General features: G+C 67.9%; 23 protein-coding genes, 1 tRNA gene and 1 pseudogene. 14 read left to right on the top strand and 11 right to left on the bottom strand.

The genetic code is table 11. The features are described 5' to 3' along the window. Positions 1 to 50: 50 nt before the first annotated feature. Positions 51 to 1,160: an anhydro-N-acetylmuramic acid kinase gene (locus tag ACOHWE_RS01065; RefSeq protein ID WP_420663529.1), complete on the bottom strand. Its 1,110-nt coding sequence runs from the start codon at positions 1,158 to 1,160 to the stop codon at positions 51 to 53. A 178-nt stretch (positions 1,161 to 1,338) separates the two neighbouring features. Between ACOHWE_RS01065 and tyrS the strand changes: the two genes are divergently transcribed. From tyrS to ACOHWE_RS01045, 4 genes are all read left to right on the top strand, one after another. Continuing rightward, positions 1,339 to 2,595 (top strand): tyrosine--tRNA ligase, encoded by a 1,257-nt coding sequence (tyrS, locus tag ACOHWE_RS01060; RefSeq protein ID WP_420663528.1) that lies wholly within the window; start codon positions 1,339 to 1,341, stop codon positions 2,593 to 2,595. A 341-nt stretch (positions 2,596 to 2,936) separates the two neighbouring features. Then, positions 2,937 to 3,863: a GNAT family N-acetyltransferase gene (locus ACOHWE_RS01055; RefSeq protein ID WP_420663527.1), complete on the top strand. Its 927-nt coding sequence runs from the start codon at positions 2,937 to 2,939 to the stop codon at positions 3,861 to 3,863. Positions 3,864 to 4,130: 267 nt separating this feature from the next. Next, the gene (locus ACOHWE_RS01050; protein ID WP_420663526.1) at positions 4,131 to 4,886 is read left to right on the top strand and encodes an SDR family NAD(P)-dependent oxidoreductase; all 756 of its coding nucleotides are present in this window, start codon (positions 4,131 to 4,133) and stop codon (positions 4,884 to 4,886) included. A gap of 340 nt (positions 4,887 to 5,226) precedes the next feature. Beyond that, on the top strand, positions 5,227 to 5,778 hold the full coding sequence (locus ACOHWE_RS01045; protein ID WP_420663525.1) for a sugar O-acetyltransferase: 552 nt from the start codon (positions 5,227 to 5,229) through the stop codon (positions 5,776 to 5,778). On the opposite strand, the gene ACOHWE_RS01040 is transcribed toward ACOHWE_RS01045, so the two are convergent. The 4 genes from ACOHWE_RS01040 to ACOHWE_RS01025 form a co-directional block, all read right to left on the bottom strand. Then, positions 5,775 to 6,320, bottom strand: coding sequence for a chloramphenicol phosphotransferase CPT family protein (locus ACOHWE_RS01040; RefSeq protein WP_420663524.1), 546 nt, complete (start codon positions 6,318 to 6,320; stop codon positions 5,775 to 5,777). The genes ACOHWE_RS01045 and ACOHWE_RS01040 overlap by 4 nt on opposite strands. A 6-nt stretch (positions 6,321 to 6,326) precedes the next feature. Beyond that, complete coding sequence (locus ACOHWE_RS01035; RefSeq protein WP_420663523.1) at positions 6,327 to 8,147, bottom strand: ABC-F family ATP-binding cassette domain-containing protein; 1,821 nt, start codon at positions 8,145 to 8,147, stop codon at positions 6,327 to 6,329. 246 nt (positions 8,148 to 8,393) lie between these two features. Further along, positions 8,394 to 9,128: a GNAT family N-acetyltransferase gene (locus tag ACOHWE_RS01030; RefSeq protein WP_420663522.1), complete on the bottom strand. Its 735-nt coding sequence runs from the start codon at positions 9,126 to 9,128 to the stop codon at positions 8,394 to 8,396. 29 nt (positions 9,129 to 9,157) lie between these two features. Beyond that, positions 9,158 to 9,631: an outer membrane protein assembly factor BamE gene (locus tag ACOHWE_RS01025; RefSeq protein WP_420664651.1), complete on the bottom strand. Its 474-nt coding sequence runs from the start codon at positions 9,629 to 9,631 to the stop codon at positions 9,158 to 9,160. A gap of 101 nt (positions 9,632 to 9,732) precedes the next feature. On the opposite strand from ACOHWE_RS01025, the gene ACOHWE_RS01020 reads away from it, so the two are divergent. The 9 genes and pseudogenes from ACOHWE_RS01020 (at position 9,733) to ACOHWE_RS00980 (ending at position 16,745) form a co-directional block, all read left to right on the top strand. Further along, entirely contained in the window at positions 9,733 to 10,302 is a 570-nt protein-coding gene (locus ACOHWE_RS01020; protein ID WP_420663521.1) for a YceD family protein, read from the top strand. 228 nt (positions 10,303 to 10,530) lie between these two features. Further along, on the top strand, positions 10,531 to 10,737 hold the full coding sequence (gene rpmF / locus ACOHWE_RS01015; protein WP_420663520.1) for a 50S ribosomal protein L32: 207 nt from the start codon (positions 10,531 to 10,533) through the stop codon (positions 10,735 to 10,737). 39 nt (positions 10,738 to 10,776) lie between these two features. Next, the gene (gene plsX / locus ACOHWE_RS01010; RefSeq protein WP_420663519.1) at positions 10,777 to 11,898 is read left to right on the top strand and encodes a phosphate acyltransferase PlsX; all 1,122 of its coding nucleotides are present in this window, start codon (positions 10,777 to 10,779) and stop codon (positions 11,896 to 11,898) included. Positions 11,899 to 11,914: 16 nt separating this feature from the next. Continuing rightward, on the top strand, positions 11,915 to 12,886 hold the full coding sequence (locus ACOHWE_RS01005; protein ID WP_420663518.1) for a beta-ketoacyl-ACP synthase III: 972 nt from the start codon (positions 11,915 to 11,917) through the stop codon (positions 12,884 to 12,886). Between the two features lie 90 nt (positions 12,887 to 12,976). After that, positions 12,977 to 13,279, top strand: coding sequence for an integration host factor subunit alpha (gene ihfA / locus ACOHWE_RS01000; protein WP_008207184.1), 303 nt, complete (start codon positions 12,977 to 12,979; stop codon positions 13,277 to 13,279). 15 nt (positions 13,280 to 13,294) lie between these two features. Beyond that, a pseudogene (locus ACOHWE_RS00995) lies at positions 13,295 to 13,468 on the top strand (MerR family transcriptional regulator); the annotation flags it as partial. 1,095 nt (positions 13,469 to 14,563) lie between these two features. Then, positions 14,564 to 15,214: a hypothetical protein gene (locus ACOHWE_RS00990; protein ID WP_420664690.1), complete on the top strand. Its 651-nt coding sequence runs from the start codon at positions 14,564 to 14,566 to the stop codon at positions 15,212 to 15,214. 105 nt (positions 15,215 to 15,319) lie between these two features. Further along, positions 15,320 to 15,396, top strand: a tRNA-Pro gene (locus ACOHWE_RS00985). 269 nt (positions 15,397 to 15,665) lie between these two features. Further along, positions 15,666 to 16,745 carry a 2'-deoxycytidine 5'-triphosphate deaminase gene (locus ACOHWE_RS00980; RefSeq protein ID WP_420663517.1) on the top strand — a complete coding sequence of 360 codons (1,080 nt, stop codon included), beginning with the start codon at positions 15,666 to 15,668 and terminating at the stop codon, positions 16,743 to 16,745. A gap of 191 nt (positions 16,746 to 16,936) precedes the next feature. Here ACOHWE_RS00980 and ACOHWE_RS00975 read toward each other — a convergent pair whose 3' ends face one another. After that, complete coding sequence (locus ACOHWE_RS00975; protein WP_420663516.1) at positions 16,937 to 17,404, bottom strand: Lrp/AsnC family transcriptional regulator; 468 nt, start codon at positions 17,402 to 17,404, stop codon at positions 16,937 to 16,939. 135 nt (positions 17,405 to 17,539) lie between these two features. Between ACOHWE_RS00975 and ACOHWE_RS00970 the strand changes: the two genes are divergently transcribed. Then, positions 17,540 to 18,700: an MFS transporter gene (locus tag ACOHWE_RS00970; RefSeq protein ID WP_420663515.1), complete on the top strand. Its 1,161-nt coding sequence runs from the start codon at positions 17,540 to 17,542 to the stop codon at positions 18,698 to 18,700. On the opposite strand, the gene ACOHWE_RS00965 is transcribed toward ACOHWE_RS00970, so the two are convergent. The 5 genes from ACOHWE_RS00965 to ACOHWE_RS00945 form a co-directional block, all read right to left on the bottom strand. Further along, positions 18,660 to 18,902: a hypothetical protein gene (locus ACOHWE_RS00965; RefSeq protein ID WP_420663514.1), complete on the bottom strand. Its 243-nt coding sequence runs from the start codon at positions 18,900 to 18,902 to the stop codon at positions 18,660 to 18,662. The genes ACOHWE_RS00970 and ACOHWE_RS00965 overlap by 41 nt on opposite strands. A gap of 80 nt (positions 18,903 to 18,982) precedes the next feature. After that, a complete protein-coding gene (gene scpB / locus ACOHWE_RS00960) occupies positions 18,983 to 19,651 on the bottom strand; it encodes an SMC-Scp complex subunit ScpB (protein ID WP_420663512.1) in 669 nt (222 codons plus the stop codon). Continuing rightward, a complete protein-coding gene (locus ACOHWE_RS00955; RefSeq protein WP_420663511.1) occupies positions 19,651 to 20,445 on the bottom strand; it encodes a segregation and condensation protein A in 795 nt (264 codons plus the stop codon). The genes scpB and ACOHWE_RS00955 overlap by 1 nt, the downstream gene beginning before the upstream one ends. Next, positions 20,438 to 21,442 carry a beta-N-acetylhexosaminidase gene (gene nagZ, locus ACOHWE_RS00950; RefSeq protein ID WP_420663510.1) on the bottom strand — a complete coding sequence of 335 codons (1,005 nt, stop codon included), beginning with the start codon at positions 21,440 to 21,442 and terminating at the stop codon, positions 20,438 to 20,440. The genes ACOHWE_RS00955 and nagZ overlap by 8 nt, the downstream gene beginning before the upstream one ends. A 106-nt stretch (positions 21,443 to 21,548) precedes the next feature. Continuing rightward, entirely contained in the window at positions 21,549 to 22,751 is a 1,203-nt protein-coding gene (locus ACOHWE_RS00945) for an SPOR domain-containing protein (RefSeq protein WP_420663509.1), read from the bottom strand. Positions 22,752 to 22,806 lie beyond the last annotated feature (55 nt).

Here is a 22,806-nt window from a genome sequence, read left to right as displayed (position 1 = left end):
TCAAAGAAATTTGGCAAGGATCTTTTTCAAGATCCTTGCACCGCCAAGCTTCAGGTCCCCGGCCGGCTCACCACCCCGCCGCCGACACAGGCGCTGACGCCGGTGGTGCCGGGGGCCGAAGTCGGCAGGCCGCGCGCCACCCGCACCGCGAGATGGGCAAAGGCCTGCGCCTCCAGCATGTCGCCGTCCAGCCCTGCGTCTTCAACCGGCTTCACCGGACAGTCGAGCGAGACCTTCAGCATCTCCATCAGCACCGGGTTGCGGCGGCCGCCGCCGGTGACCAGCACCGCTTCGGGCGGCTCCGGGCAATGCTCCATGCCCTGCGCCACCGAGGCCGCGCACATCGCGGTGAGCGTGGCTGCGGCGTCGGCATCGCTGAGCTCGCGCACCAGCCCGACCATCTCGGCAAAATCGTTGCGGTCCAGCGACTTGGGCGGCATCTTTGCAAAGAAGGGTTCGGCCAGGAACAGCTCCAGCGCGCCCGTTTCGACCTGCCCCCTGCGGGCAACCTTGCCGTCCTCGTCCCATGGCAGGTCCAGCCGCTCCTGCATCAGGTCGTTGAGCGGCGCATTGGCTGGCCCGGTATCAAAAGCAATCAGCGCGCCCGGCTCTTCGGGACGGTTATGGCGCGGGTCCACATAGGTGAGATTGCCGACACCGCCGAGGTTCAGGAAGCACAGGGGCCGGGTGGCGCCGATGTATTTGGCGCAGGCGAAGTGGAAGAAGGGCGCCAGCGGCGCGCCCTCACCGCCCATTGCCACGTCGTCCGAGCGGAAGTCCCAGACCACCGGCTTGCCCAAGTGCTCTGCCAGCGCGGCACCGTCGCCCACCTGCAGCGTGCCCCGCAGCCGCGGCGCATGGGCGAGCGTCTGGCCGTGGAAGCCCACAATCGCCGCATCCGAATAAACCGCCAGCGCCTCGGCATGGGCGCGGGTGGTGATCTCCGCAGCGGCCTCGACCCCGGAGCCCGTCCATTTGCCGAGCCCGGCGCGCAGCACCGCGCGCTCCTCAGCGCTGTAGGGGCGGTAACTGCTGGCGCCGAAGCCGTGGATGCGCTCGCCATCAGTCAGCACCATCGCCGCGTCGACCCCATCGAGCGAGGTGCCGCTCATTGCGCCCAGCGCCCAGACCGCGCCCTGTTTTGCAATTGCCCTGCCCATCACCAGCCCCGCTCAACCCTGCCTCTGCCCGCACCGCCCGTCTGCCCCGCCTGCCCCGGCGCGTCCCGAACGGGCCTTCCGCCTCTTCTAGCCTGCATATTTTGCCGGGAAAACAGGTTCCCACCCGCGCCAATGCGTTTTATACAGCCCGTCGCATGAACACGAGCCGAGGCATACCATGACCTACACTCCCAAATCGGACTTCATCGCAGTCATGATGGAACGCGGGTTCCTCGCGGACTGCACCGATTATCAGGGGCTGGATGAAGCCCTCCTGAATGGTGTGCGCCCGGCCTATATCGGCTTTGACGCAACGGCCCAGTCGCTGCACGTCGGCTCGCTCATTCAGATCATGATGCTGCGCTGGTTCCAGAAGACCGGACACCAGCCGATCACCCTGATGGGCGGCGGCACCACAAAGGTGGGCGATCCCTCCTTCCGCGCCGACGAACGCCCGCTGCTGACCGAAACGCAGATCGACGAGAATATCGCGGGCATCAAGAAGGTGTTCTCCGCCTACATCGACTATGACAGCGACGCCCCCAACAAGGCGCTGATGCTGAACAACGCCGAATGGCTGGATGGCTTGAACTACCTGGAATTCCTGCGCGACATCGGCCGACATTTCTCGGTGAACCGGATGCTGTCGTTCGAAAGCGTGAAATCGCGTCTCGACCGCGAGCAGAGCCTGAGCTTCCTCGAGTTCAACTACATGATCCTGCAGGCCTATGACTTCATGGAGCTGAACCGCCGTTACGGCTGCATCCTGCAAATGGGCGGCTCGGATCAGTGGGGCAATATCGTCAACGGCATCGATCTCACCCGCCGGGTGATCGATCACGAGGTCTATGGCCTGACCTCGCCGCTGCTGACCACTTCGGACGGCAAGAAGATGGGCAAGACCGCCGAAGGCGCGATCTGGCTCAACGCCGACATGCGCTCCCCGTATGAGTTCTGGCAGTTCTGGCGCAACACCACCGACGCCGACGTGGGCCGGTTCCTCAAGCTTTATACCGAGCTGCCGGTGGAGGAGTGCAAGCGCCTCGGCGCACTGCAGGGCTCCGAGATCAACGAAGCCAAGGTGATCCTCGCGAACGAGGTGACCAAGCTCCTGCACGGGGCCGAGGCGGCCAAGGCGGCGGAAGCAACCTCGCGCGAGGTCTTCGAGAAGGGCGGCATCGGGGAAGACCTGCCCACGCTGACGCTCAGCGCCTCCGACCTGGGCGACGGCATGTCGATCGTGCAGCTGATCGTGAAATCTGGCCTGGCGAAATCCGGCAAGGAAGCCAAGCGGCTGATTGCCGAAAACGGCGCCCGGCTCGACGACAAGCCGCTGACAGACGCCGGGCTGATGATCGACGCAGGCGCGCTGGCCGCGCCGATCAAGCTCTCCGCCGGCAAGAAGCGCCACGCGCTGGTGCAGCTGGCAGGCTGAGCCTCCCGCGCCCCGGGCGGCCGGTGCGGCCGTCCTGCCGCGGGGGTGTACAAGCCATTGGAAAAAGGGAGCCCTGCGCTCCCTTTTTTCTTGCCGGGCCACTCAGCCGCGGCCGCCTTCCGGCTGCGCCGCCCGGTCCCTCCTGCCGCCCGGCCGGTTCAGGACAGCAGGGCCTGCAGCAGCGTCAGAAGCAGGAACACCGGCACTGACAGTGCCGTGGCGAGGAGGGTGGCAGCGGCCTTGGTCATTCGCGGCGCCGGCGCCGCTTGCCCCATGATGTGAGTCGTTTTTTTCATGACACCATTAACCCGCATTTAGGTTTCTGAGCGGTAAATAGGCCTATGCTCGATTTCCAGAACGCGGGCGCCATGTCCCGCCAGACCCCGCCCGACAGCGCGCCGCGCGCTTTGCAGCAAACGCCCGAGTTCATTCGCGCCCTTCGCGCTTGCGGGCAGCAGCCGCTGGTGCTCGGCCAGCTGGACGGCACGGTCGTGCTGCGCCGCCGCCTTTCCGGCGGGATCGGCGCGGCAATGGTTGCGCGCGCCCGCATCGAAAGGCCGGCGCATCTGCTGGACATGCTGCAGGAAGAAGGCCTGCGCCGCACCCCGGTGATCCTGTCGCCCGAAGCACCGGCGCCGGAGCTTGCCCGGCTGGGCGCGGTGCCGCTGATGAGCCCGGCGCACGCCGCGGTTCTTGCGCTCGACCCCGACCCGGAGCGCCGCCGTGCCGCGCTGCATCAGAAGTGGCGCAACCGGCTGAAGCGCGGCGAATCTCAGGGCCTGCGGCTCACCCGTCAGAACCTGCCGCTCGACCCGCGCCACTGGCTGTTCGCGGCCGACAGCGCGCGGCAGGCCGCGCGGGGCTACCGCAGCTGGCCCATCGCCCTGACCCTGGCTTACGCGCGGGAGAACAAGGGCCAGGCCAAGCTGTTCCAGGCCCACGATGGCGGCAAAGCGGTGGCCGCGGTGCTGATCCTCACCCACGGCAGCGGTGCCACCTACCACCTCGCGCAGGCTACCGGCCAGGGCAAGGCGCTTTGCGCGCCGAACCTTCTGTTATGGGAGGCGATGTCCTGGCTGGCGGCCCGCGGCTGCAGGCAGCTGGATCTGGGCGTGATCAATACCGAGGACGCGCCCGGGCTCGCCCGTTTCAAGCTCGGAACCGGGGCGCGGGCGCAGAGGCTGGGCGGCACCTGGGCCTACTGGCCGCCGCTGCGCCGCCTGCTGCGCCCGCTCGCATGGCTGGACCGGGGACTGATGGGCATTTGATGAGAGGCGGCCGCCTTCGCGCGGCCCCGCCGCCACAACTGCCGAGCGGCCCGCTTGGATGATCTCCGCCGCACGCATTTCCCCCCATGCGGCCCGCCGCCATTTTCGCCGGACAATGCATTCACCGGCATTCACCGGCAAACTGGCCAGCTCCGCTTCCCGCGGGGTCCCGCCCGCGGGCCCGAACCCCTGGCCCATGCCGCTGGACAGAAGCCCCCAGCCCCCTTTATATGAACACATGTTCAAATAACGGGAGGAGCCCGGCTCATGAAACTTGCAGACACTGCCGCCGTGATCACCGGCGGCGCCTCCGGTCTCGGCGAAGCCACCGCGCGCTATTTCAGGGAAGCGGGCGCGCAGGTGACGATCCTCGACCGCGACGGCGAGCGCGGTAAGGCGGTGGCCGGGGAGACCGGCGCCTATTTCGCGGAAACCGACGTGACTGACGAGGTCTCGGTGGCCCGCGCCATCGCCTTTGCCGCCGGCAAGATGGGCAAGATCACCGCCTGCGTGAACTGTGCAGGCATCGCCTACGGAATCAAGACCGTGGGCAAAGACGGCCCGCACCCGCTCGATGCTTTTAAGCGCACGCTGGACATCAATCTTACCGGCACCTTCAACGTGGCGCGGCTCGCCGCGGTGGAGATTGCCAAGAACGAGCCCGCAGAGGACGGCGCCCGCGGCGTGATCATCAACACCGCCTCGATCGCGGCGTTTGACGGACAGAAAGGCCAGGCCGCCTATGCCGCCTCCAAGGGCGGCGTCGCCGGCATGTGCCTGCCGATGGCGCGCGACCTCGCCTCCTCCGGGATCCGGGTAATGACCATCGCGCCCGGCATTTTCATGACGCCGATGCTGGCGGGTCTGCCGGAGGAGGTGCAGCAGCAGCTCGCCGCCGACGTGCCGAACCCGCCGCGCCTGGGCGATCCGCGCGAATACGGGCGGCTTGCCGGCTTCATCGTCGAGATGGGCTATCTCAATGGCGAGGTCATCCGCATCGACGGCGCGCTGCGCATGCGCTGAGGCCCCCGGCCGGGACCGGGTCAAGGACCGCGCCGGCGGCGGCGCTTATGCCGTTCGCCCTCGAGGCGGGCCCGGCCGACCACGGACTTGCCTTGGCCTCTTGAGGGGCAGCATTGGCCCCTCAAGCACTTCGCAGCGGAAAATGCCCGGTCTGCCCCATCCGTCAGGGGCTGACGCGGGCCGCCTGCCCTGTCCCCCGCCGCCGCACCGCGTCAGCGGTGCCCGGCCCAAGGCCGCACAAAGATGCAATGGCGCAGCCATTGCATCTGCGGGCGCGGGAGCCCTCCGCCAATTGACAATCCTCCGCCATCCCGTCTCAACTGCCCGCAAGGAGGCGCAGATGATGCAGACGGAACGGGAGAAAATGCAGGCCGGCGCGTGGTACAGCTGCATCGACAGCGAGCTCGCGGCACTGCGGCATCAGGCGCGGCTGGCGGTGCACCAGCACAACACCGCCCCGCCCGATCCCGCCTGCCCGCTCAGCCCGGCCCTGGCGGCGCTCTTTGCCGGCCACGGCGGGGGCTGTTTCATAGAAGCGCCTTTTCATTGCGCCTACGGCATCAACATCACGCTGGGCGATAACGTCTATCTGAACGCCGGCTGCACCATTCTTGACACTGCTCCGGTGACCATAGGCAACGGCACCATGCTGGGTCCCAACGTGCAAATCTACTGCGCTCAGCACCACAAGAACCGGGAAAAGCGCGCGCAAGGACTGGAAATCGCCTTGCCCGTCTCCCTTGGCGCGGATGTTTGGATCGGCGGCGGCGCAATTCTGCTGCCGGGTGTCACCATTGGCGACGGGGCCATCGTGGGTGCCGGCAGTGTCGTCACCCGGGACGTCCCGGCCGGCGCGATCGTGGCAGGAAGTCCTGCGGGCGTCCGGAACTAGACCGGCGCTGCCGCAAACTCGGACCGGCGCCGGCCGCTGCGCCAGACAGAAAGCAATTCTGTCACATTCTGCGAAACAGGTGCCGTTCCATCCAGCTCAAGATCATAGCACCGGCCTGCGTGAACCATTTCAAAGTCCCTTGCCGCGCTGCCGATGGGACGGCCGCCGCGGGCAGCTTCCCGCGCCTGCAGCTCCCGCAGGCCGCAGTGCACCCCGGCAAAAAACACGTCATGCGGCCTCAATTTCCCGATCAGATCCGCCGCCCAGCCGCCTTCATCCAGAATATGTTCAACAATCAGGTTGTTGCCGGCACCGGCATAGGCCGCAAGCGACGCATGAAAGCCATCGAAAATCTTCTTGCGGCAGCGCCCCCACTGGAATTCACCGCTGCGGAACCGGTCCATGGGCAGAACGCCGCTGTCGCGCAGATGGTCAATCGAAACATGCCAGAACGGCGCTTCGATCCGGGCCTGCAAGGCACGGGCCAGGGTGGATTTCCCGCTGCTTGATGCCCCATTCAGCAAGATGATCCTTGACCGCACCCGACCCTATGCCCCTTCCGCCTTTTCTTCCAGCAGCAGCCATTCCTCCTCGGCGGCGGAGAGCTTTTCCTGCCGCTCTACCAGCGCTTCGGTCGCCTTCTTGAACTTCACCGGCTCGCGGGTGAACAGCTCGGTGTCCGCCATCAGTTCCTGCAGCTTGGCGATCTCCGCCTCCAGCCGCGCGATCTCGTCCGGCAGGGCCTCCAGCCGGTGTTTTTCCTTGAAGCTTAAGCCGTCCTTGGGCTGGCTCGCCTGTTGCGGCCTGGGCTTGGCCGCCTTCGGATTGCCGGCCTTCTCCGCCTTCCCGGCCCCCTCTGCGGGCGCGCGCTGCGCGATGTAGTCGCTCCAGCCGCCGGCAAAGGCCGTGGCCCGCCCGCCGCCTTCCATAGCGATCGTGGTGGTGGCGACCCGGTCGAGGAAGTCGCGGTCGTGGCTCACCAGCAGCACGGTGCCGTCATAGGCGTCGAGCAGCTCCTGCAAGAGGTCCAGCGTCTCCACGTCGAGATCGTTGGTCGGCTCGTCCAGCACCAGCAGGTTCGAGGGCCGCGCCATCAGCCGCGCCAGCAAGAGCCGCGCCTTCTCCCCGCCCGAGAGCGAGCGCACCGGCGCGCGGGCCTGGCGCTCGTCGAACAGGAATTCCTTGAGATAGCCCACTACATGCTTCGGCTGGCCGCGCACCATCACCTGGTCTGCCTTGCCGGATATCCCCAGCAAGGGGTCAGCAGTCAGATTCTCCCAGAGGCTGGCATCGCCGTCGAGCTGGTCGCGGGTCTGGTCGAAGAACGCGATCTCCAGGTTGGTTCCAAGCCGCACTTCGCCTGCATCCGGCTCTTCCATTCCCAGCAGCATCTTCAACAGCGTCGTCTTGCCCGCGCCATTGGGGCCAACAAAGGCGACCCGGTCGCCGCGCTGCACCTTGATAGAGAAATCGCGAACGATGTCCTTGCCGTCGAACGCCTTGCCAAGGCCTGCGGCCTCGATCACCATGCGGCCGGACTTGGGGCCGGCGTCCAGCGCCATCTCCGCCGTGCCCTGGCGCTTGATCTGAGCGGCGCGCTCCTCCTTCAGGTCCTGCAAGGCGCGGACGCGGCCCATGTTGCGCTTGCGCCGGGCCGAGATGCCCTCCACCGCCCAGCGGCTTTCCGACTTGATCAGCCGGTTCAGCTTGTGGCGCTGCTGGTCTTCCTCTTCCCAGAGCTTGTCGCGCCAGGCTTCGAAATGTTCAAATCCCTTCTCCTGGCGGCGCACCTGGCCGCGGTCGATCCAGAGCGTGGCGCGGGTCAGCGCGCGCAGGAAGGCACGGTCGTGGGAGATCAGCACGAAAGCGGCGCGGGTGGCTTTCAGTTCTTCCTCGAGCCAGGTGATCGCCTCGATATCCAGATGGTTGGTCGGCTCATCGAGCAGCATCAGGTCCGGCGCCTCGGCCATCAGCTTGGCCAGCGCCGCGCGCCGCCGCTCCCCGCCCGAGGCGGTCCCGACGGGCCGTGCCGGATCGAACTTCAGCCCTTCGCCTGCCCGCTCCACCTTGTACATCTCGCCCGGATCCAGCTCGCTTGCGGCAAAATCGCCAAGCGTGGCGAAGCCGTCCATCCCGGGGTCCTGCTCCATGTAGCCCACGGATTTACCCGGCGGCACCACGATGGAGCCCTGGTCGGGCTCGACCAGCCCGGCCATCACCTTCATCAGCGTGGATTTGCCCGAGCCGTTGCGGCCCACGAGCGCTACCCGGTCGCCGGGCTGCACCACCAGATCGAGATCGGCGAAGACCGGCTCGCCCCCGAAGGTGAGGGAAATGCCGGACATCTGCAAAAGAGGAATACGTGCCATGGATGCCAGCTAAACCGGGCCGCGGGGCGCGTCAACGGCTGTCAAGCGGGCCGCACAGCGACCACTGCGCGGGACAGGGCCGCTAGGCCGCCGCGCATCGCCGGCGCGCGCCCACGCGGCGGCGATTTGGCTGAGGCTTGGCGTGCCCTTGAGAGGGTCTGCGGATTTGGCGGGAATAAACTGCCAGTCACTTCCGACGCATCGCCCCCGCGCGCGCCGGCAATGCACGGCTGCTCATAACAGACCTCAGCCCGCCATTGCGCGCAGCAGGCGCTTGCGGGCGGCGGGGATGGCGGCGACCTCGAGGCCGGTGAACACATGCAGTGTGTTCATCGCCCGGTCCACCACCGCGTGATCGCTGACCCAGCCGCCCATCGCGAGATAGCTGCGCAGAAGCGGCGGCAGGCGGCGCAGGGCGACGGCGGCATCAGGCGCGCCCTCCACTGCCGCGAACCGGTGCAGCTCCGCGGCTTTCTCCCGCGGCGCCAGGTGCGCGGGCGCCAGGTGGCGCTGGCGCAGCCAGGCAAAGGCATCGGCATAAACCGCAGGCGATGTGCCGGGAAAGGAGGTGCATCCGAACAGCAGCCCGGCCCCGGCCCGGTCCACCAGCCGGGTGAGCGCGCCCCAGGCCAGCCGCAGGATGTCCGCATCGCGCTGCCCGGGGCCGATGCAGAAGCGTCCGATTTCCGCCACCGGCGCGGCATAGGCTTGAAGGGCGGACAGGTCGTAGAACTGCGCGGAATAGCTGCGGGCCATCTCCGCACCGCTTGGCAGCAGCAGCACCCGGAAGCAGCAGAGGAGCGCGCCGTGCAGGTCCTCGATCAGCAGGTGGGACGCGGCCTCGTCAAAACGGTCGAGCGCCGCCGCGCGGCTTTGGAAACAGCGGAGCCGCAGTTCTTCCGCCGCGGCCAGGTCCGCGCCCCCGCAGGCAAGCCGGGCGCGCAGGCGGCCTTTTTCAAGAAAGATCGCGGGGTCGGCCATGCTGCGCCTATCCTATGAGGAGGCAGGCCCTAGTCGTCGGCCAGCACCTGCCCCGCGCCGAAGTTGCCGAGGTTGCCCAGAAGCTGGCGCAGGAAGGTGTTGTCCTGCACGCTCGAACTGGTCACCCGGCGCTCCAGCGGCACCACGCGGCCGTCTTCGAGGCTGTAACGCTCCACCGCCTGCACCACACCCGCGGTGTCAAAGCTGATCGCCACCAGGTCGCGCGCCACCGGCCTGGGCTCGGCCGCGCCATAGTGGCGGAAGCGCGTCGCCACATAATAATAGCCGCTGTCATTCAGCACGCCTGTGGAGGACGGCACACCGATGCTTTCGGCCACGGAATCGCGGGTGTCGACACCGACCACCACCTCGTCCAGCAGCTCGGGCGCAGGCACATAGCCGTGCTTGCGGTAGACCGCCGCGCAGCCCGCAAGTGCCAGCGCTGCGGCTGCCATCACCACGCCGCGCAGCACCGGTTTGGTGAAAAATGCCTTTGCCAATATCCTGCCCCCCGAACGGCCGCGCCATCGCGCGGCTTGAATACGTCATTGAACCCGATTACCTAATGACCGCTTCCGGTTCAAGAAACGAAAGACTTAAGATCATGTCTGACAGCACCGCCCTGCGCGTCGCGGATCTGCCGCAGAACGCCGCGACCGCCTTCGACATCCAGCCCGGCAACGAAGAGCTGGCGGCGCTGGCACGCGAACTTGGCGTCAATGCCCTGCGCAAACTCCGGTTCACTGGCGAGCTGCGCGCCCGCGGCAAGCGCGACTGGCAGCTGAAGGCGCATCTCGGCGCCACTGTGGTGCAGGACTGCGTGGTGACGCTGGAGCCGGTGACCACCCGGATCGAGGAAGAGGTTCAGCGCGTCTACCTCGCCCGCTTCGAGATGCCGGAGGAAAGCGAGGCGGAAATGCCCGAGGACGACACCACCGAGCCGCTGGGCACCCATATCGACCCGGCCGCGGTGATGGCGGAAGCGCTGGCGCTGCATATCCCCGCCTACCCCCGCAAGGCGGGCGCCGAACTGGGCGAGGCGGTCTATGCCGAGCCGGGCGTCACCCCGATCCGCGACGAAGACACCAAACCCTTTGCGGGTCTCGCGGCGTTGCGCGGCCAGCTCAAAGGCAGCGGTGAAAACGGCGAAGGCGGGTCCGGCGGCAGCGCCTGACCCGTAAAATCCGCACATAGCGTAAATCTTCTGTGGCGCCGGGGGCCGCACTGCCCTAAAAAACCGCTTGCGCCGCCGGAGATTCGCAGTATTTTCGCGCGCTCATCGGGATTTTTGGTTGGACAATGCTTGGGCCTATGCCTAAACGCGCGTCACGACCGATCGAACACCAAAACTAACCGCGCCGCGGGGGATGGCCCCAAGGCCCCAGCAGACAAAGGTTGAGACATGGCCGTCCAACAGAATAAAGTATCCAAATCGCGCCGCAACAACCGCCGCGCGCACGATGCACTGGTTGCTGCCAACCCCAACGAATGCGGCAACTGCGGCGAGCTGAAGCGCCCGCACCACGTGTGCCCCTCCTGCGGCCACTACGATGACAAGGAAATCATCGCAGCCGCAGACGAGATCGAGATTGACGAGGACGCGGCGTAAGCCCCGCACCCTCCCCCTTGATGCCAGGCAGGCTTTCGCATGACGGGTAAACCCGCGAACAATCAGGCTGAAGCCGGCCGCATCATCATTTCGGTTGACGCCATGGGCGGAGATGCCGGCCCCGCGGTTGTGGTGGCCGGCATAGCCATGTCCGCCGAAAGAAACCCGGATATCGGCTTCATTCTGCATGGGCCGGCCGCCGAACTGGAGCCCCTGGTTGCCAAACGCCGCGAGCTGAAAGGCCGCGTCGAGATCCGCGATGCGGACAAGGTGGTGACCATGGAGGACAAGCCCAGCCAGGTGATGCGCAACGGCAAGGGCACCTCAATGTGGTCGGCGCTTGACGCGGTGAAGAGCGGCGAGGCCGCGGGTGCCGTCTCCTGCGGCAACACCGGCGCGCTGATGGCACTGTCGATGCTGCGCTTGCGCAAGCTGCCCGGCGTGAACCGGCCGGCGATCGCGATCCTCTGGCCCTCGCTGAACCCGCAGGGCTTCAACGTGATGCTGGATGTCGGCGCCGATGTGAAGGCGGATGCCGAAGACCTGCTGCAGTTTGCCCTGATGGGTACCTCTTATGTCCGCAACTCCATGGACATTGCCCGTCCCCGTGTGGGCTTGCTGAACGTCGGCACCGAGGAACACAAGGGCCGCGCCGAGCTGAAGGAAGCCCACGGGCTGATCACGGACTACGCCGAAACCGCGAACTTCGAGTTTGTGGGCTTCGTCGAAGGCAGCGATATCCCCGGCAATGCGGTGGATGTGATTGTCACTGACGGGTTCACCGGCAATGTGGCGATCAAGACCGGCGAGGGTACAGCGCGGGTGATGCGCACGGCGCTGCGGGAGGCGTTCCAGTATTCCTTCCTGTCGAAGATCGCAGCGGTTCTGGCCATGACCTCGCTCAAGCGGCTGTCCAAGCGGATGGATCCGCGCCGGGTGAACGGCGGCGTTTTCCTCGGCCTCAATGGCACCGTGGTGAAATCGCATGGCAGCGCCGATGCGACCGGGGTCTCCGCCGCGGTGAAGCTTGCCTACCGCCTCGCACAGCACGGATTCGCCGAAAAACTGGCGGCACGGGTTGCATCTGCCGGCGGGCTTACTCAAGATAATATAGACAAAACGGCCCCCCGCACCCTGCGGACGGCCAGCGAAAAAGACTGAAAAGGCAGGCACGCGAATGACGCTACGTGCGGTAGTTGTAGGCACAGGCCACTATCTCCCCGAACGGGTGGTTGAAAACGCGGAATTCGAAGCCACGCTCGACACATCGGATGAATGGATCCGCAGCCGTTCTGGCATCGAACGCCGCCATTTTGCCGCCGAAGGGGAGACCACCTCGGACATGGCCACCAAGGCCGCCGGGGCCGCGCTTGCTGATGCCGGTCTTGCCGCCGATGACATCGACGCCATCGTTGTGGCGACCTCCACTGCCGACCTGACCTTCCCTTCCGCCGCTACCATGGTGCAGGCGCAGCTGGGCATGACCAAGGGTTTTGCCTTCGACGTGCAGGCGGTCTGTGCGGGCTTCGTCTATGCGCTCACCAATGCCAACGCGCTGATCGCTGCGGGCCAGGCCCGCCGGGTGCTGGTGATCGGGGCGGAATCCTTCTCCCGTATCATGGACTGGAGCGACCGCTCCACCTGCGTGCTGTTCGGCGACGGCGCCGGCGCGCTGGTGCTGGAGGCGCAGGAGCTTTCCGGCACCAACAAGGACCGCGGCATCCTCGCGACCGACCTCAATTCCGATGGCCGCTACAAGGACCTGCTCTATGTCGATGGCGGTGTCTCCACCGGCAGTTCGGGTTTTCTGCGCATGCAGGGCAACCAGGTGTTCCGCCACGCGGTGGAAAAGCTCGCCTCTACCGCGAACACCGCGCTGGAGCGGGCCGGGCTGGACGCTTCGGATGTGGACTGGATCGTGCCGCACCAGGCCAATATCCGCATCATCCAGGGCACTGCGAAGAAAATGGGCCTGAGCATGGACAACGTGGTCGTGACGGTTCAGGATCACGGCAACACCTCAGCGGCCTCCATTCCGCTGGCGCTGTCGGTCGGCAAGGCCCGCGGCCAGATCAAGGAAGGCGACCTGATCGTGACCGAAGCCATTGGCGGCGGCCTGGCCTGGGGCGCCGTGGTGCTGCGCTGGTAGCAACCGCACGCTGAATTCCCGCCTGCAATTCATTGATATTGACAGGGAAATTCCACCCGCCCTATGCTTTGGCAAACAGCGGGGATTGGCATGGGCGAAAAAACACTGACGCGAATGGATTTGAGCGAAGCAGTTTTCCGGGAAGTGGGCCTGTCGCGCAACGAAAGCGCCCAGCTCGTGGAAAGCATGCTGCAACACATGTCGGACGCCCTGGTGCGCGGTGAACAGGTGAAAATCTCCTCGTTCGGAACTTTCAGCGTGCGGGACAAATCGGCCCGGGTCGGGCGCAACCCGAAAACCGGCGAGGAGGTACCGATTCAGCCGCGCCGGGTGCTGACCTTCCGGCCGTCCCACCTGATGAAAGACCGCGTGGCAGACGGCAACCGTAAGTAACGGGACCAATAGGCCATGTCTAAATCACCGGACGCCTTCCGCACCATCAGCGAAGTTGCGGACTGGCTGGGGGTGCAGGCGCATGTTCTGCGCTTCTGGGAAAGCAAGTTCACCCAGATCAAACCCGTGAAACGCGCGGGCGGGCGGCGCTACTACCGCCCCGCCGACATGCAGCTTCTCGGCGGCATCAAGAAGCTGCTGCACGAGGACGGCATGTCGATCAAGGAGGTGCAGGCGCTGCTGCGCGAGTCCGGCACCGCCCATGTCGCGGAGTTTTCCGCGCCGCTCGACGGGACCGCCCAAGAGAGCACGGACGCGCCGCCCATGGCCGCGGCCGCGGATGAGCCGTGGGCGGTGCAAAGCAGCCCTGACGCGTCCGGAGCCGAAGTCCTGCCCTTTGTCGGCGCCGCGCCGGCCGATGAGACGCGCCCGGCTGTATCCGCCGCCACCGCCCCCGGCGGGCCGGCGCAGGAGCCTCCCGGAGACGGCCCCTCTGCCCCGGAAACGCCTGCGCCCGATACGCCCGCCCCCGAAACGCCGGCGCCCGAGGTACCCGCCCCGGACGCTCCAGAGCCCGACGCCCCCGGGCCGGAAGTACCATCGCCCGGAACGCCCGGTCCCGATGCACCCGCGCCAGTCCCGCCGGGCCCCGAAATCCCTATGCCTGATGTGCCCGGACCGGAGACGCCTGGCCCCCGGATCCCCGCTCCGCACGATCCGGAGCCGGCCCCTCCCGGACCTGAAGCACCGCCCCCGGACACACCCGGGCCCGAAACACCGGGGCCTGCCGCTCCGGAGCCCGAAATCCCTGCGCCCGATGCGCCCGGCCCGGAAATTCCCGCGCCCGGCCCCCGCACGTCCGCAGCAACTGGCCGTGAAGCCGCCGGCCCGGAAGGCTCCGCCGCGGCGCAATCGCGCCCGCAAGCGCCCCCGGGCCCTGAAGAAGCGCCCGCAGCTTCGGTTCCTGCTGCATATACTGCGGAGTCAGCGTCAGCCGGTACCGGCGCCTTCCCGGAGGAAGCGCCGGCTGCAAGCGCCGCTCCGCCTGCGCCGTCTCCCGCCGTCCCGGCTGAAACGGCCGCGGACAGCGGCTCGCCCTGGTCCGCGGAAGCCGCAGGCAGTGCCGCTGACCAGCCCGCGGCAAGCGCGCCCCCGGCCCCTGCGGCCTCTCAGCCAGCCCCGGCACAACCGCCTGCAGCGTCCGGTTCACCTGCCGCGCAGCCCGCGTCCGATCAGGACGGCCGTGCGCCGGCTCCGGCCGAAACGGCGCAGCCCGAACCGGCAATGCCGCAGCAGCCGGAAGAGACCCAGGCAGACCTGCCCTTCGCCGGCGCGGAGACCGAGGCCCCGGCGGCGGAACAGAATACTGGCAGCGAAGCTGCTCCCGATGACGCCGCGCTGGCCGCGGCTGCCGGACTGCTCGCCGAGGAGCCCCTGGCCTTCGGCCCCCCCGGCTCCAGCCCTGCAGTGGAGCGTCCAGCGGACTCCTCGCCGGACTCCGATCCCGCGGCGGGCTTCCCGGCGCACGATCTCGACCTTGCGGCCAAACATGTGGATGCGCTCCATTTTGCCGCCGGCTTCGAAGACGGCGGCGCAGACGAGGACGCGCCTGCGCCTGCCGGGGCCGGGCAGACTGGCCAGCCCGTGCAGGAAACCGTGGACGCCCCCCTCGCAGAGGACCCCGCGCCGGTGAGCATGGCCGATGCAGCGCCCGAGGCCGGCGATGAGACTGCTGCAGCCAAGCCGGACACGGCCCCGGAAAGCCCCGCCACTGCGGAAATCCTGGCGGAGGCCGCGCCGGAACCGGCCGCGCACGCCGCGCGGCGCCCCGGTGTGCTTGCGCATCTCGCCGCGGTGCGCCGCCTGCCGCCGCAGGCGCTGGCCGAAGCCGCTGCCTGCGCCGAAGCCCTTAAGGAGTTTGCGCAGCGCGGCTAGGCCCTGATGCTAACCCCTTCTGCCGGCTGAATTTTGCGGATAGGCGGAAAAAAATCAGCCCGCCCCTCTTGCCCCCGCCGGGAAAACAGGTAGAAGGCTTCTCAGCGGGCTATGGCGCAGCCTGGTAGCGCGTCCGTCTGGGGGACGGAAGGTCGCAGGTTCGAGTCCTGCTAGCCCGACCATACAAAACCGCCCGGTTGCTTCGGCAGCCGGGCGGTTTGTTTTTTTAGACCTCCGCGCATCGAGACTCCGGACTTGCGCAATTGGTTCCCTTCCAGCGCGGAACCAGGCCGAAGGCCGCCGCGCACAGTGGCGATGCCGGCAGACAGGGACCGTTCGGAGACATTCTTCCTGGATCATTCCCCTGCCTTTTCAAAGCCATTTGCGCATTGCGCCAAACGGCGGTATCGGCCAGCATCACCGCCAGCGGCCCGCAAACAGGAATTTGATCATGACCGGCGTATTGCCCAGCCAAGCCATTGAAACCATGCTGTCCCGCAAGGAAATCACCCTGAGCGCACCGCTGGTGGAAGGCCAGGTGCAGCCCGCGAGCCTCGATCTCAGGCTGGGCCAGGTTGCCTACCGGGTGCGCGCGTCCTTCCTTGCCGGCCAGGGCAGCAGTGTCTCGGACCGGCTGAGCGAGTTCGAGATGCACCGGATCGGACTTGAGGGCGGGGCTGTGCTGGAAAAGGGCTGCGTCTACGTGGTGCCGCTCATGGAGGGGCTCGCCCTGCCCGCCTCGGTTTCGGCCGTTGCCAATGCCAAGAGCTCGACAGGCCGCCTCGACCTGCTGACCCGCACCATCACTGACGGCGGCGAGGAGTTCGACCGCATCAAGCCGGGCTACAAGGGCCCGCTTTATGCTGAGATCTGCCCGCGTTCGTTCTCGGTTCTGGTACGGCCCGGGATGCGGCTCAACCAGATCCGCTTCCGCTCCGGCCAGGCGGTGCTGTCGGATGCCGAGCTGAAGATGCTGCACGCGGGCACGCCGCTTGTGGACGGCCCGGCGGTGATCGAGGACGGGCTCGGCTTTTCGGTCGATCTGCGCCCCGAGGGCACCGATCTGGTCGGATACCGCGCCAAGCCGCATGCCGGGGTGATCGACCTCGACCGGATCGGCCATTATGACCCGCAGGATTATTGGGAAGAGGTGCGCAGCCGCGACGGCCGCATCATCCTCGACCCCGGCGCCTTCTACATCCTGGTGAGCCGCGAGGCGGTGCACATTCCGCCCGGCTTTGCCGCCGAGATGGCGCCCTATCTCGCCATGGTGGGCGAGTTCAGGGTGCATTACGCGGGCTTCTTCGACCCCGGCTTCGGCCATGACGCGGCGGGCGGCACCGGTTCGCGCGGGGTGCTGGAGGTGCGCTGCCACGAAGCCCCCTTCGTGCTGGAGCACGGCCAGGTGGTGGGGCGGCTGGTCTACGAGAAGATGGCGGACGTGCCGCAGCAGCTCTACGGCGCGGGGATCGCGTCGAACTACCAGGGCCAGGGACTGAAGCTGTCGAAGCATTTCCGGACGCCCGCTTAGGACCCTTCCGCCAGGCCCCCGGGGCGGGCGCAATCGCGTCCCCTCTGAAAGCAGCTTAAGACAGCAAGTTGTCCATCTATAGCAGAGGGCGGCGCCCGACCCTGGGTGGGTGCGAAGCGCCCTCCCGTGGGGAGGGTCGGGCGCTGCCCGGCCTGCGGCCGGGCTGAACGGTCATGACCAGCGCCCCGCCCCTACTTCACCGGCCCGCCTGCCGCCAGCGCCTCGGTGGTGCCCGCCTGCACCGGGCGCTCCAGATGGGTGGAGAGCGCCACATAGGTGCGGGTGGCGCGCACGCCCTCGGCCTCATAAACCCGCGCCAGAAGCCCTTCCAGCGCCCGCGGCGAGGCAACCCGGACCTTCAGGATCAGATTCGCATCGCCCGCCGAGGAATGGATCTCCTCCAGTTCCGGCAGTTCCTGCAGCGCCAGAAGCCCCGAAGTCACCCCCCAGCCCTCGGTGTCGACGTGGATGAATGCGAGCAGAGGCTTGCCCGCCGCCGCCCCGTCCAGATGCGCCACTGTCGCCCGGATCGCGCCCGACGCGCGCAGCCGCTTCACCCGCTCGTGCACGGCCGGCGCCGACAGACCGGCCAGTTTGCCGATCGCCGCATAGGACAGCGTCGCATCGCGGCTCAGCGCGCCTAATATTCTTCGGTCCAACTGGTCCAGAGGCCGCGGTGCAGGGCCGTCTTTCCGAAGGTTTTCTGTTTTTTCATTCATCGCATCTTTCCGCAGTTTCCAGAATTTCATTCAGCCGATAGCAGGATGCTCTGAACAATTTTCGAGAGCAAGACAATGCTGGCCCCTATTCTGATTCTGATGAGCGCGATTGGCGTGATTGGCGCAAACTCCCTGCTGCTGGCGCCGGTGGTGAATACGGTTGGCGCAAGTCTCGGGGCCTCCGCGGGTGAGGTCATGCGGGCGGCCAGCGCCTACGGGCTTGGGGTGGCCGCGGCGGCGCTGCTGCTGGCGCCGCTGGGCGACCGGATTGGCGCGGGCCGGGTGCTGCGCGCGGCCCTCGCAGTGCTGGCGCTGGGGCTGGCAGGCAGTGCCATGGCACCGGGGCTCTGGGCCTTGTGCGCGGCACAGGCGCTCTGCGGGCTGGCGGCCGGTGCAGCGCTGCCCTCGATCTACACGCTGGCGGTGGTGATCGCGCCGAAGGGGCGCGAATCGCGGGTGCTGGGGCTGGTGCTGTCGGGCTGGACCGTGTCGATGGTGCTGGGGGTGAGCGTCAGCGCCTGGGCCACCGGGGTGTTCGGCTGGCGCGCGGTCTATGCGGCACTTGCGCTGGCGTCCCTCCTGCTCTGGGCGGCGGCGGCGCTCCTGCGCACCGCGGGCGCGCCCAGCGGCAAAGCCAGCTCGCCCTTGAGCGCCCTGCGTGTTCCGGGGCTGAAGCGCGGGCTCCTGGCCACCACCCTCATGATGATGGGTTTCTACATCAGCTATTTCTTCACCGGCGCGCATATCACCGGGCAGCTCGGGCTCAGCACCGGCCAGGCGGGGCTGCTGCCGCTCACCTACGGCATCGGCTTTGGCCTCGCAGTGCTGATCGCCCCCCTGCTCGACCGGCTCGGGCTGGCGCGGGCGACGCCTTGGGTGTTCCTTGGCGTGGCTGCCAGCTACCTCGCGCTGCTGGCGGCCGTCGACTCCTACGTCATGCTGCTGGTACTGTCGCTGTTCTGGGGCATCGGGCAGCACCTCGGGCTGAACCTGGTGGTGGCGCGGGTGACGGCACTGGACCCCGGCCAGCGCGGCGCCATCATGGGGCTGTTCAGCACCGTGACTTACCTCTGCGTCTTTGCCGCCCCGGTGGCGGGGGCTGCGGCCTATGCGGCTTGGGGGCTGGCCGGCTGCCTTGCGATCTCCGCTCTGCTGACAGGCGCCGAGGCGGTCGAGGCCCTGGGCCTGCGCCGGGTCAGACCTTCGGGCCCCGCATCGCCCGGCGCGCCTGCCTGAGCGCGCGGATACGGGCGCGGTCGGCTTTCTTCTGCGCCTGCGTCTGCACCGGCTTCGAGCCGCCCTGCCCCGGCTGGTGCTTTGAACCAGATAGCGGCCCGCTGCGCCGCGACAGCCAGCGCAGGCCCGCGTCCACGGCCATGCGCGTGCCCCGCCCGATCAGGCGGCGCATCAGCATGTTGACAATCCAATTGGCGTTCATGGGTGCTTCCCCCGCGTCTCTTGCGCGATCAGCATAACAGCAGATTGCGCCGCTTTCACGGCACGCGGTCGAGACCGGCCCTATTCCTCGAACAGCTCGGCTTGGCTTTCGCCGCTGTCTTCGGCCTCCGGCTCCTCGCTGGCGCCAAGACTAATCGCGCCCGGCGGCGGGCGGTTGTCGAGCAGCCCGGCCGCGCGCAGCTCCTTCAGCCCCGGCAGGTCGCGCGCGCTTTCCAGGCTGAAGTGGTCTAGGAACGCCTGCGTCACCACAAAGGTCACCGGCCGGCCCGGGCTCATCCGGCGGCGGCCAAGGCGGATCCAATCCATCTCCATCAGCTGGTCGATGGTCCCGCGCGAGACCGACACGCCGCGGATCTCCTCGATCTCGGCCCGGGTAACCGGCTGGTGGTAGGCGATGATCGCCAGCGTCTCGGTCGCGGCGCGGCTCAGCTTGCGCAGCTCCACGGTTTCCTTCTGCATCAGGTAGGCCAAGTCCGGCGCGGTGCGGAACGCCCAAGCGTCGCCCACCCGGACCACCCGCACGCCGCGGCCCTCGTAGCGCCGCGCCAGATGCGCCACCGCCGCTTCCGGATTGCAGCCATGCGGCATCCGCGCGGCCAGCTCGCGCAGGCTCACCGGCTCGGCGCTGGCAAACAGCACTGCCTCGGCCATGCGCTCCTGCTCCGCCATCGGAGGCGCGTCGAACAGGCTGTCGGTCTCGTCGTCAAGCGCTGCGCTGTGGTCTTCCATTATCTGTCCCTACTCGTGGCGCGCAGCTCGATCGGCGCGAAGGTCTCGCTCTGGCGCAGGGCCAGCTTGCCCTCCTTGGCGAGCTGCAGCGAAGCGGCAAAAGTGGCGGCAGTGGCCGAACGGCGCCTGACCGGGTCGCTGTCCCAGCCCTCCGGCAGCAGGCTCAGCATGTCGGTCCAGCTGCCGGTAAAGCCGATCAGCGTGCGCATCCGCTCCAGAGCCTCCTCCATCGTGTAGACCGACTCGCGATCCATCACGAAGGGGCGGAACTCCTCCTTGGTGCGCAGGCGCGCATAGGCCTGCATCAGGTCCAGGAGGTTCGCGGTATAGGTCACCGATTTCACACGGTCGACGGTCTCTATCGCGCCGCGGGCAAAGGTGTTGCGGCCCAGCCGGTCGCGCGCCATCAGCTGCGCTGCGGCATCCCGCATCGCCTGCAGGCGTTCAAGCTGGAAGGCCAGATGCGCGGCCAGCTCCTGCCCCGAGGGGCCTTCCTCGGCCGGGTCCGGCGGCAAGAGCAGGCGCGATTTCAGATAGGCAAGCCAGGCCGCCATCACCAGGTAGTCGGCGGCAAGCTCGATCCGCAGCGCCTTGGCGCGTTCGACAAAGGCGAGGTACTGGCGCGCGAGCTCCAGCACGGAAATCCGGCGCAGGTCTACCTTCTGGGTGCGCGACAGCGTCAGCAGAAGGTCGAGCGGGCCTTCGAAGCCGTCCACATCGATGATCAGCGCCTCGGCTGCAAGGCGCTGTTCCAGCTCGGTTTCCTGTGCCGTATTGCGCGCCTGCTCAGCCATACACCTGTCCGCCCATGAGCGCGGCAAGTTCGTCTTCAGCGGCCTGAATGTCAAGGCCGCGGGGCGGTTTGCGCATCGCCAGCGCGGCCTCTGCGCGGGTTTGCGCCGCCTCTGTCATGCGGCCGGACGCCTCCGCGACCGCAGCACGGTCCGCCAGCGAGGCATTGCACAGCAGGACCACGTCGCACCCGGCCTCAAGCGAGGCGCGCGCGTTATCCGCCGGGCTGCCGCTCATGGCCTTCATCGAAATGTCGTCGGTCATGATCAGCCCGTCAAAGCCGATCTCCTCCCGGATCACGCGCATCACCTTGGGAGAGGTGGTGGCGGGCAGCGCGTCCAGCGCCTCATAGACCAGATGCGCCGTCATCCCCAGCGGCAGGTCGTTCAGCGCCTTGAAGGCCGCGAAATCGGTACGGCTCAGCTCCTCGGCGGAGGCGGAGACGCGCGGCAGGCCGTAGTGGCTGTCGGCCACCGCGCGGCCGTGGCCGGGGATGTGCTTCACCACCGGCAGCACGCCGCCATCCAGGTGCCCCTCGGCCACCGCGCGGGCGATTTCCGCCACGGTCTCCGCATCCCCGCCGTGGCAGCGGTTCTTCAGGAAGGGGTGGGTTTCGGCGAAGGCGATATCGGCAAGCGGCGCGCAGTTGCTGTCGATGCCAAGCCCCAGCAGTTCATGCGCGATCAGCCGGTAACGCAGGTACATCGCGCGCGCAGCACCCTCGCCCGCCCGCGCCACATGCTCCATCGGCGGCAGCCACTGCCGCGCGAGCGGCGGCACCAGCCGCTGCACCCGTCCGCCCTCCTGGTCGATGGTGATCGGGCAATCGCGGCCCACCGCCTCGCGGAAATCCCCGCAGAGCGCACGGATCTGGTCGGCGCTCTCGATATTGCGGGCAAAGAGGATGAAGCCGAACGGATCCGCCTCGCGGAACAGCGCCTTCTCGTCCGCGCTGAGGCGCAGCCCGTCCGCATCAAGAATGGTGGCTCCGAATGTCATAGGCTATGCCCTCCTGCCCCCTGGTCACGGGCCAGGCGCCCGCCCCGGGGGCAGACGGGCGCAACCCGGCGCATCCGCCGGGCAGTTCAGAACATGGTCCAGCGGGTCAGCGCGTGGTTACAGGAATGCAATCGGCATTGCCAGCCACCAGCGCCGAGCAGAAGCGGCGTGCATCCGACAGCCCGTCAAAGCCCATCACCCGCAGGCGGTAGAAGGTGCGCCCGCCACTCGTGGCGCGCTGGATCACCCGCGGCCGGCTGTCGAGGTAACCCGGAAAGCGGGCGGCGATACGGTCCCATTCGGCGCGCGCGACCTCCGCGCTTTCATAGGCGCCAAGCTGCGCCAGGCGGGTGCCAGGGGCCAGGCTTTCGGCGTCCACTTCCTTGGCTGCAGGGGCCGAGACCGGGGTCACGTTGACCGGCGTGGAAGGCGGTGTGCCGAGCCGTGCAGGCCGTGTTGCCGGACGCAGCGACTGCTTCAGCCCCGGCGCCTTCAGGAGCGCGGGCGATGGCGCGGCGGCCGGTTCCACGCGCCCCAGATCGGCTGCATTGGCCGCGGCGTTCTGCGGCGACAGCGGCTCGGCATCGCGGGTGAGTTCCGCCACCAGCGCATCGATGCCGCCGTCCTGATAGGCGGCAATCACCAGCTCGCCATCCTCGGCGCCACTGTCCTCGGCCTCGCGTTCCTCCACGAAAGCTGCCGGTTTCGGCGCGGCTTCCGCCGCCAGTTCCGGCAGCGGCTTGTCGTCATCGGTGAGCTTGATCGAAGGCGGCGCCAGCGTCAGCCGCTCGGCCGGAGGTGCCGCGCTGCCCTGGGCAGCCACCGCGTTCACCGCCAGCCCCTGGTGGTCGGCCTGGGCCCCGCCTGGGTTGTCCGGCTGCACCCGCATCGGCCCTTCCACAGCGCGCACCACCGGCACGCCGCTCACGTCGCGCATCACCAGCTTGTAACCCCAGACGCCGACGCCGGCGACCAGCGCAATGGACGCGGCGGCGCCGAACAGGCTCAGGATGCGCGCCGCGCGTGCGCGAAAGCCCGGCGGCGGCGGGTAGCCGCCCTCGTAACCGTCATAGCCATCGCCATAGGAAACGTGAGAATCGCAGGCCTCCCCGGCAGCGTCCCCGGCCTGGCCTTCGGGATGGTAACCATAGCTGCCGCCCTGGAAGCCGGCGCCGTCATAGCCGTAGTTTGGTTCAGCGCCGGGGCCAGTGTACTGCGGCCCGTCCGGGACGCCAAAGGCGGTGTCCCGCTCCCGGTCACCGCCCTGCATGTTGGGCCGGCCGCTGCCAGCCTGCGCAAAATACGCCATTGTCCGCCTCACTGCCCGGATCAAGCGGCGGCGCGCGCAGCGCCGCCTGCTCCGG

Source organism: Cribrihabitans neustonicus, from assembly GCF_048820895.1.
Taxonomy (GTDB): Bacteria; Pseudomonadota; Alphaproteobacteria; order Rhodobacterales; family Rhodobacteraceae; genus Cribrihabitans_A; species Cribrihabitans_A neustonicus.
Note: the sequence above shows the minus strand (reverse complement) of the source record. Positions and strands in the feature narration are given on the sequence as shown.

Excerpts from the sequence above, each read along its gene's own strand:
- tyrS (WP_420663528.1), top strand. The coding sequence starts at position 1,339 with ATGACCTACACTCCCAAATCGGACTTCATCGCAGTCATGATGGAACGC.
- plsX (WP_420663519.1), top strand. The coding sequence starts at position 10,777 with ATGACGGGTAAACCCGCGAACAATCAGGCTGAAGCCGGCCGCATCATC.
- ACOHWE_RS00965 (WP_420663514.1), bottom strand. The coding sequence starts at position 18,902 with ATGAACGCCAATTGGATTGTCAACATGCTGATGCGCCGCCTGATCGGG.
- rpmF (WP_420663520.1), top strand. The coding sequence starts at position 10,531 with ATGGCCGTCCAACAGAATAAAGTATCCAAATCGCGCCGCAACAACCGC.
- ACOHWE_RS00990 (WP_420664690.1), top strand. The coding sequence starts at position 14,564 with ATGCCGCAGCAGCCGGAAGAGACCCAGGCAGACCTGCCCTTCGCCGGC.
- ACOHWE_RS01045 (WP_420663525.1), top strand. The coding sequence starts at position 5,227 with ATGATGCAGACGGAACGGGAGAAAATGCAGGCCGGCGCGTGGTACAGC.
- ACOHWE_RS01050 (WP_420663526.1), top strand. The coding sequence starts at position 4,131 with ATGAAACTTGCAGACACTGCCGCCGTGATCACCGGCGGCGCCTCCGGT.
- ACOHWE_RS01005 (WP_420663518.1), top strand. The coding sequence starts at position 11,915 with ATGACGCTACGTGCGGTAGTTGTAGGCACAGGCCACTATCTCCCCGAA.
- ACOHWE_RS00970 (WP_420663515.1), top strand. The coding sequence starts at position 17,540 with ATGCTGGCCCCTATTCTGATTCTGATGAGCGCGATTGGCGTGATTGGC.
- ACOHWE_RS00955 (WP_420663511.1), bottom strand. The coding sequence starts at position 20,445 with ATGGCTGAGCAGGCGCGCAATACGGCACAGGAAACCGAGCTGGAACAG.
- ihfA (WP_008207184.1), top strand. The coding sequence starts at position 12,977 with ATGGGCGAAAAAACACTGACGCGAATGGATTTGAGCGAAGCAGTTTTC.
- ACOHWE_RS00980 (WP_420663517.1), top strand. The coding sequence starts at position 15,666 with ATGACCGGCGTATTGCCCAGCCAAGCCATTGAAACCATGCTGTCCCGC.
- ACOHWE_RS01065 (WP_420663529.1), bottom strand. The coding sequence starts at position 1,160 with ATGGGCAGGGCAATTGCAAAACAGGGCGCGGTCTGGGCGCTGGGCGCA.
- ACOHWE_RS01020 (WP_420663521.1), top strand. The coding sequence starts at position 9,733 with ATGTCTGACAGCACCGCCCTGCGCGTCGCGGATCTGCCGCAGAACGCC.
- ACOHWE_RS00945 (WP_420663509.1), bottom strand. The coding sequence starts at position 22,751 with ATGGCGTATTTTGCGCAGGCTGGCAGCGGCCGGCCCAACATGCAGGGC.
- ACOHWE_RS01035 (WP_420663523.1), bottom strand. The coding sequence starts at position 8,147 with ATGGCACGTATTCCTCTTTTGCAGATGTCCGGCATTTCCCTCACCTTC.
- ACOHWE_RS01030 (WP_420663522.1), bottom strand. The coding sequence starts at position 9,128 with ATGGCCGACCCCGCGATCTTTCTTGAAAAAGGCCGCCTGCGCGCCCGG.
- ACOHWE_RS01055 (WP_420663527.1), top strand. The coding sequence starts at position 2,937 with ATGCTCGATTTCCAGAACGCGGGCGCCATGTCCCGCCAGACCCCGCCC.
- nagZ (WP_420663510.1), bottom strand. The coding sequence starts at position 21,442 with ATGACATTCGGAGCCACCATTCTTGATGCGGACGGGCTGCGCCTCAGC.
- scpB (WP_420663512.1), bottom strand. The coding sequence starts at position 19,651 with ATGGAAGACCACAGCGCAGCGCTTGACGACGAGACCGACAGCCTGTTC.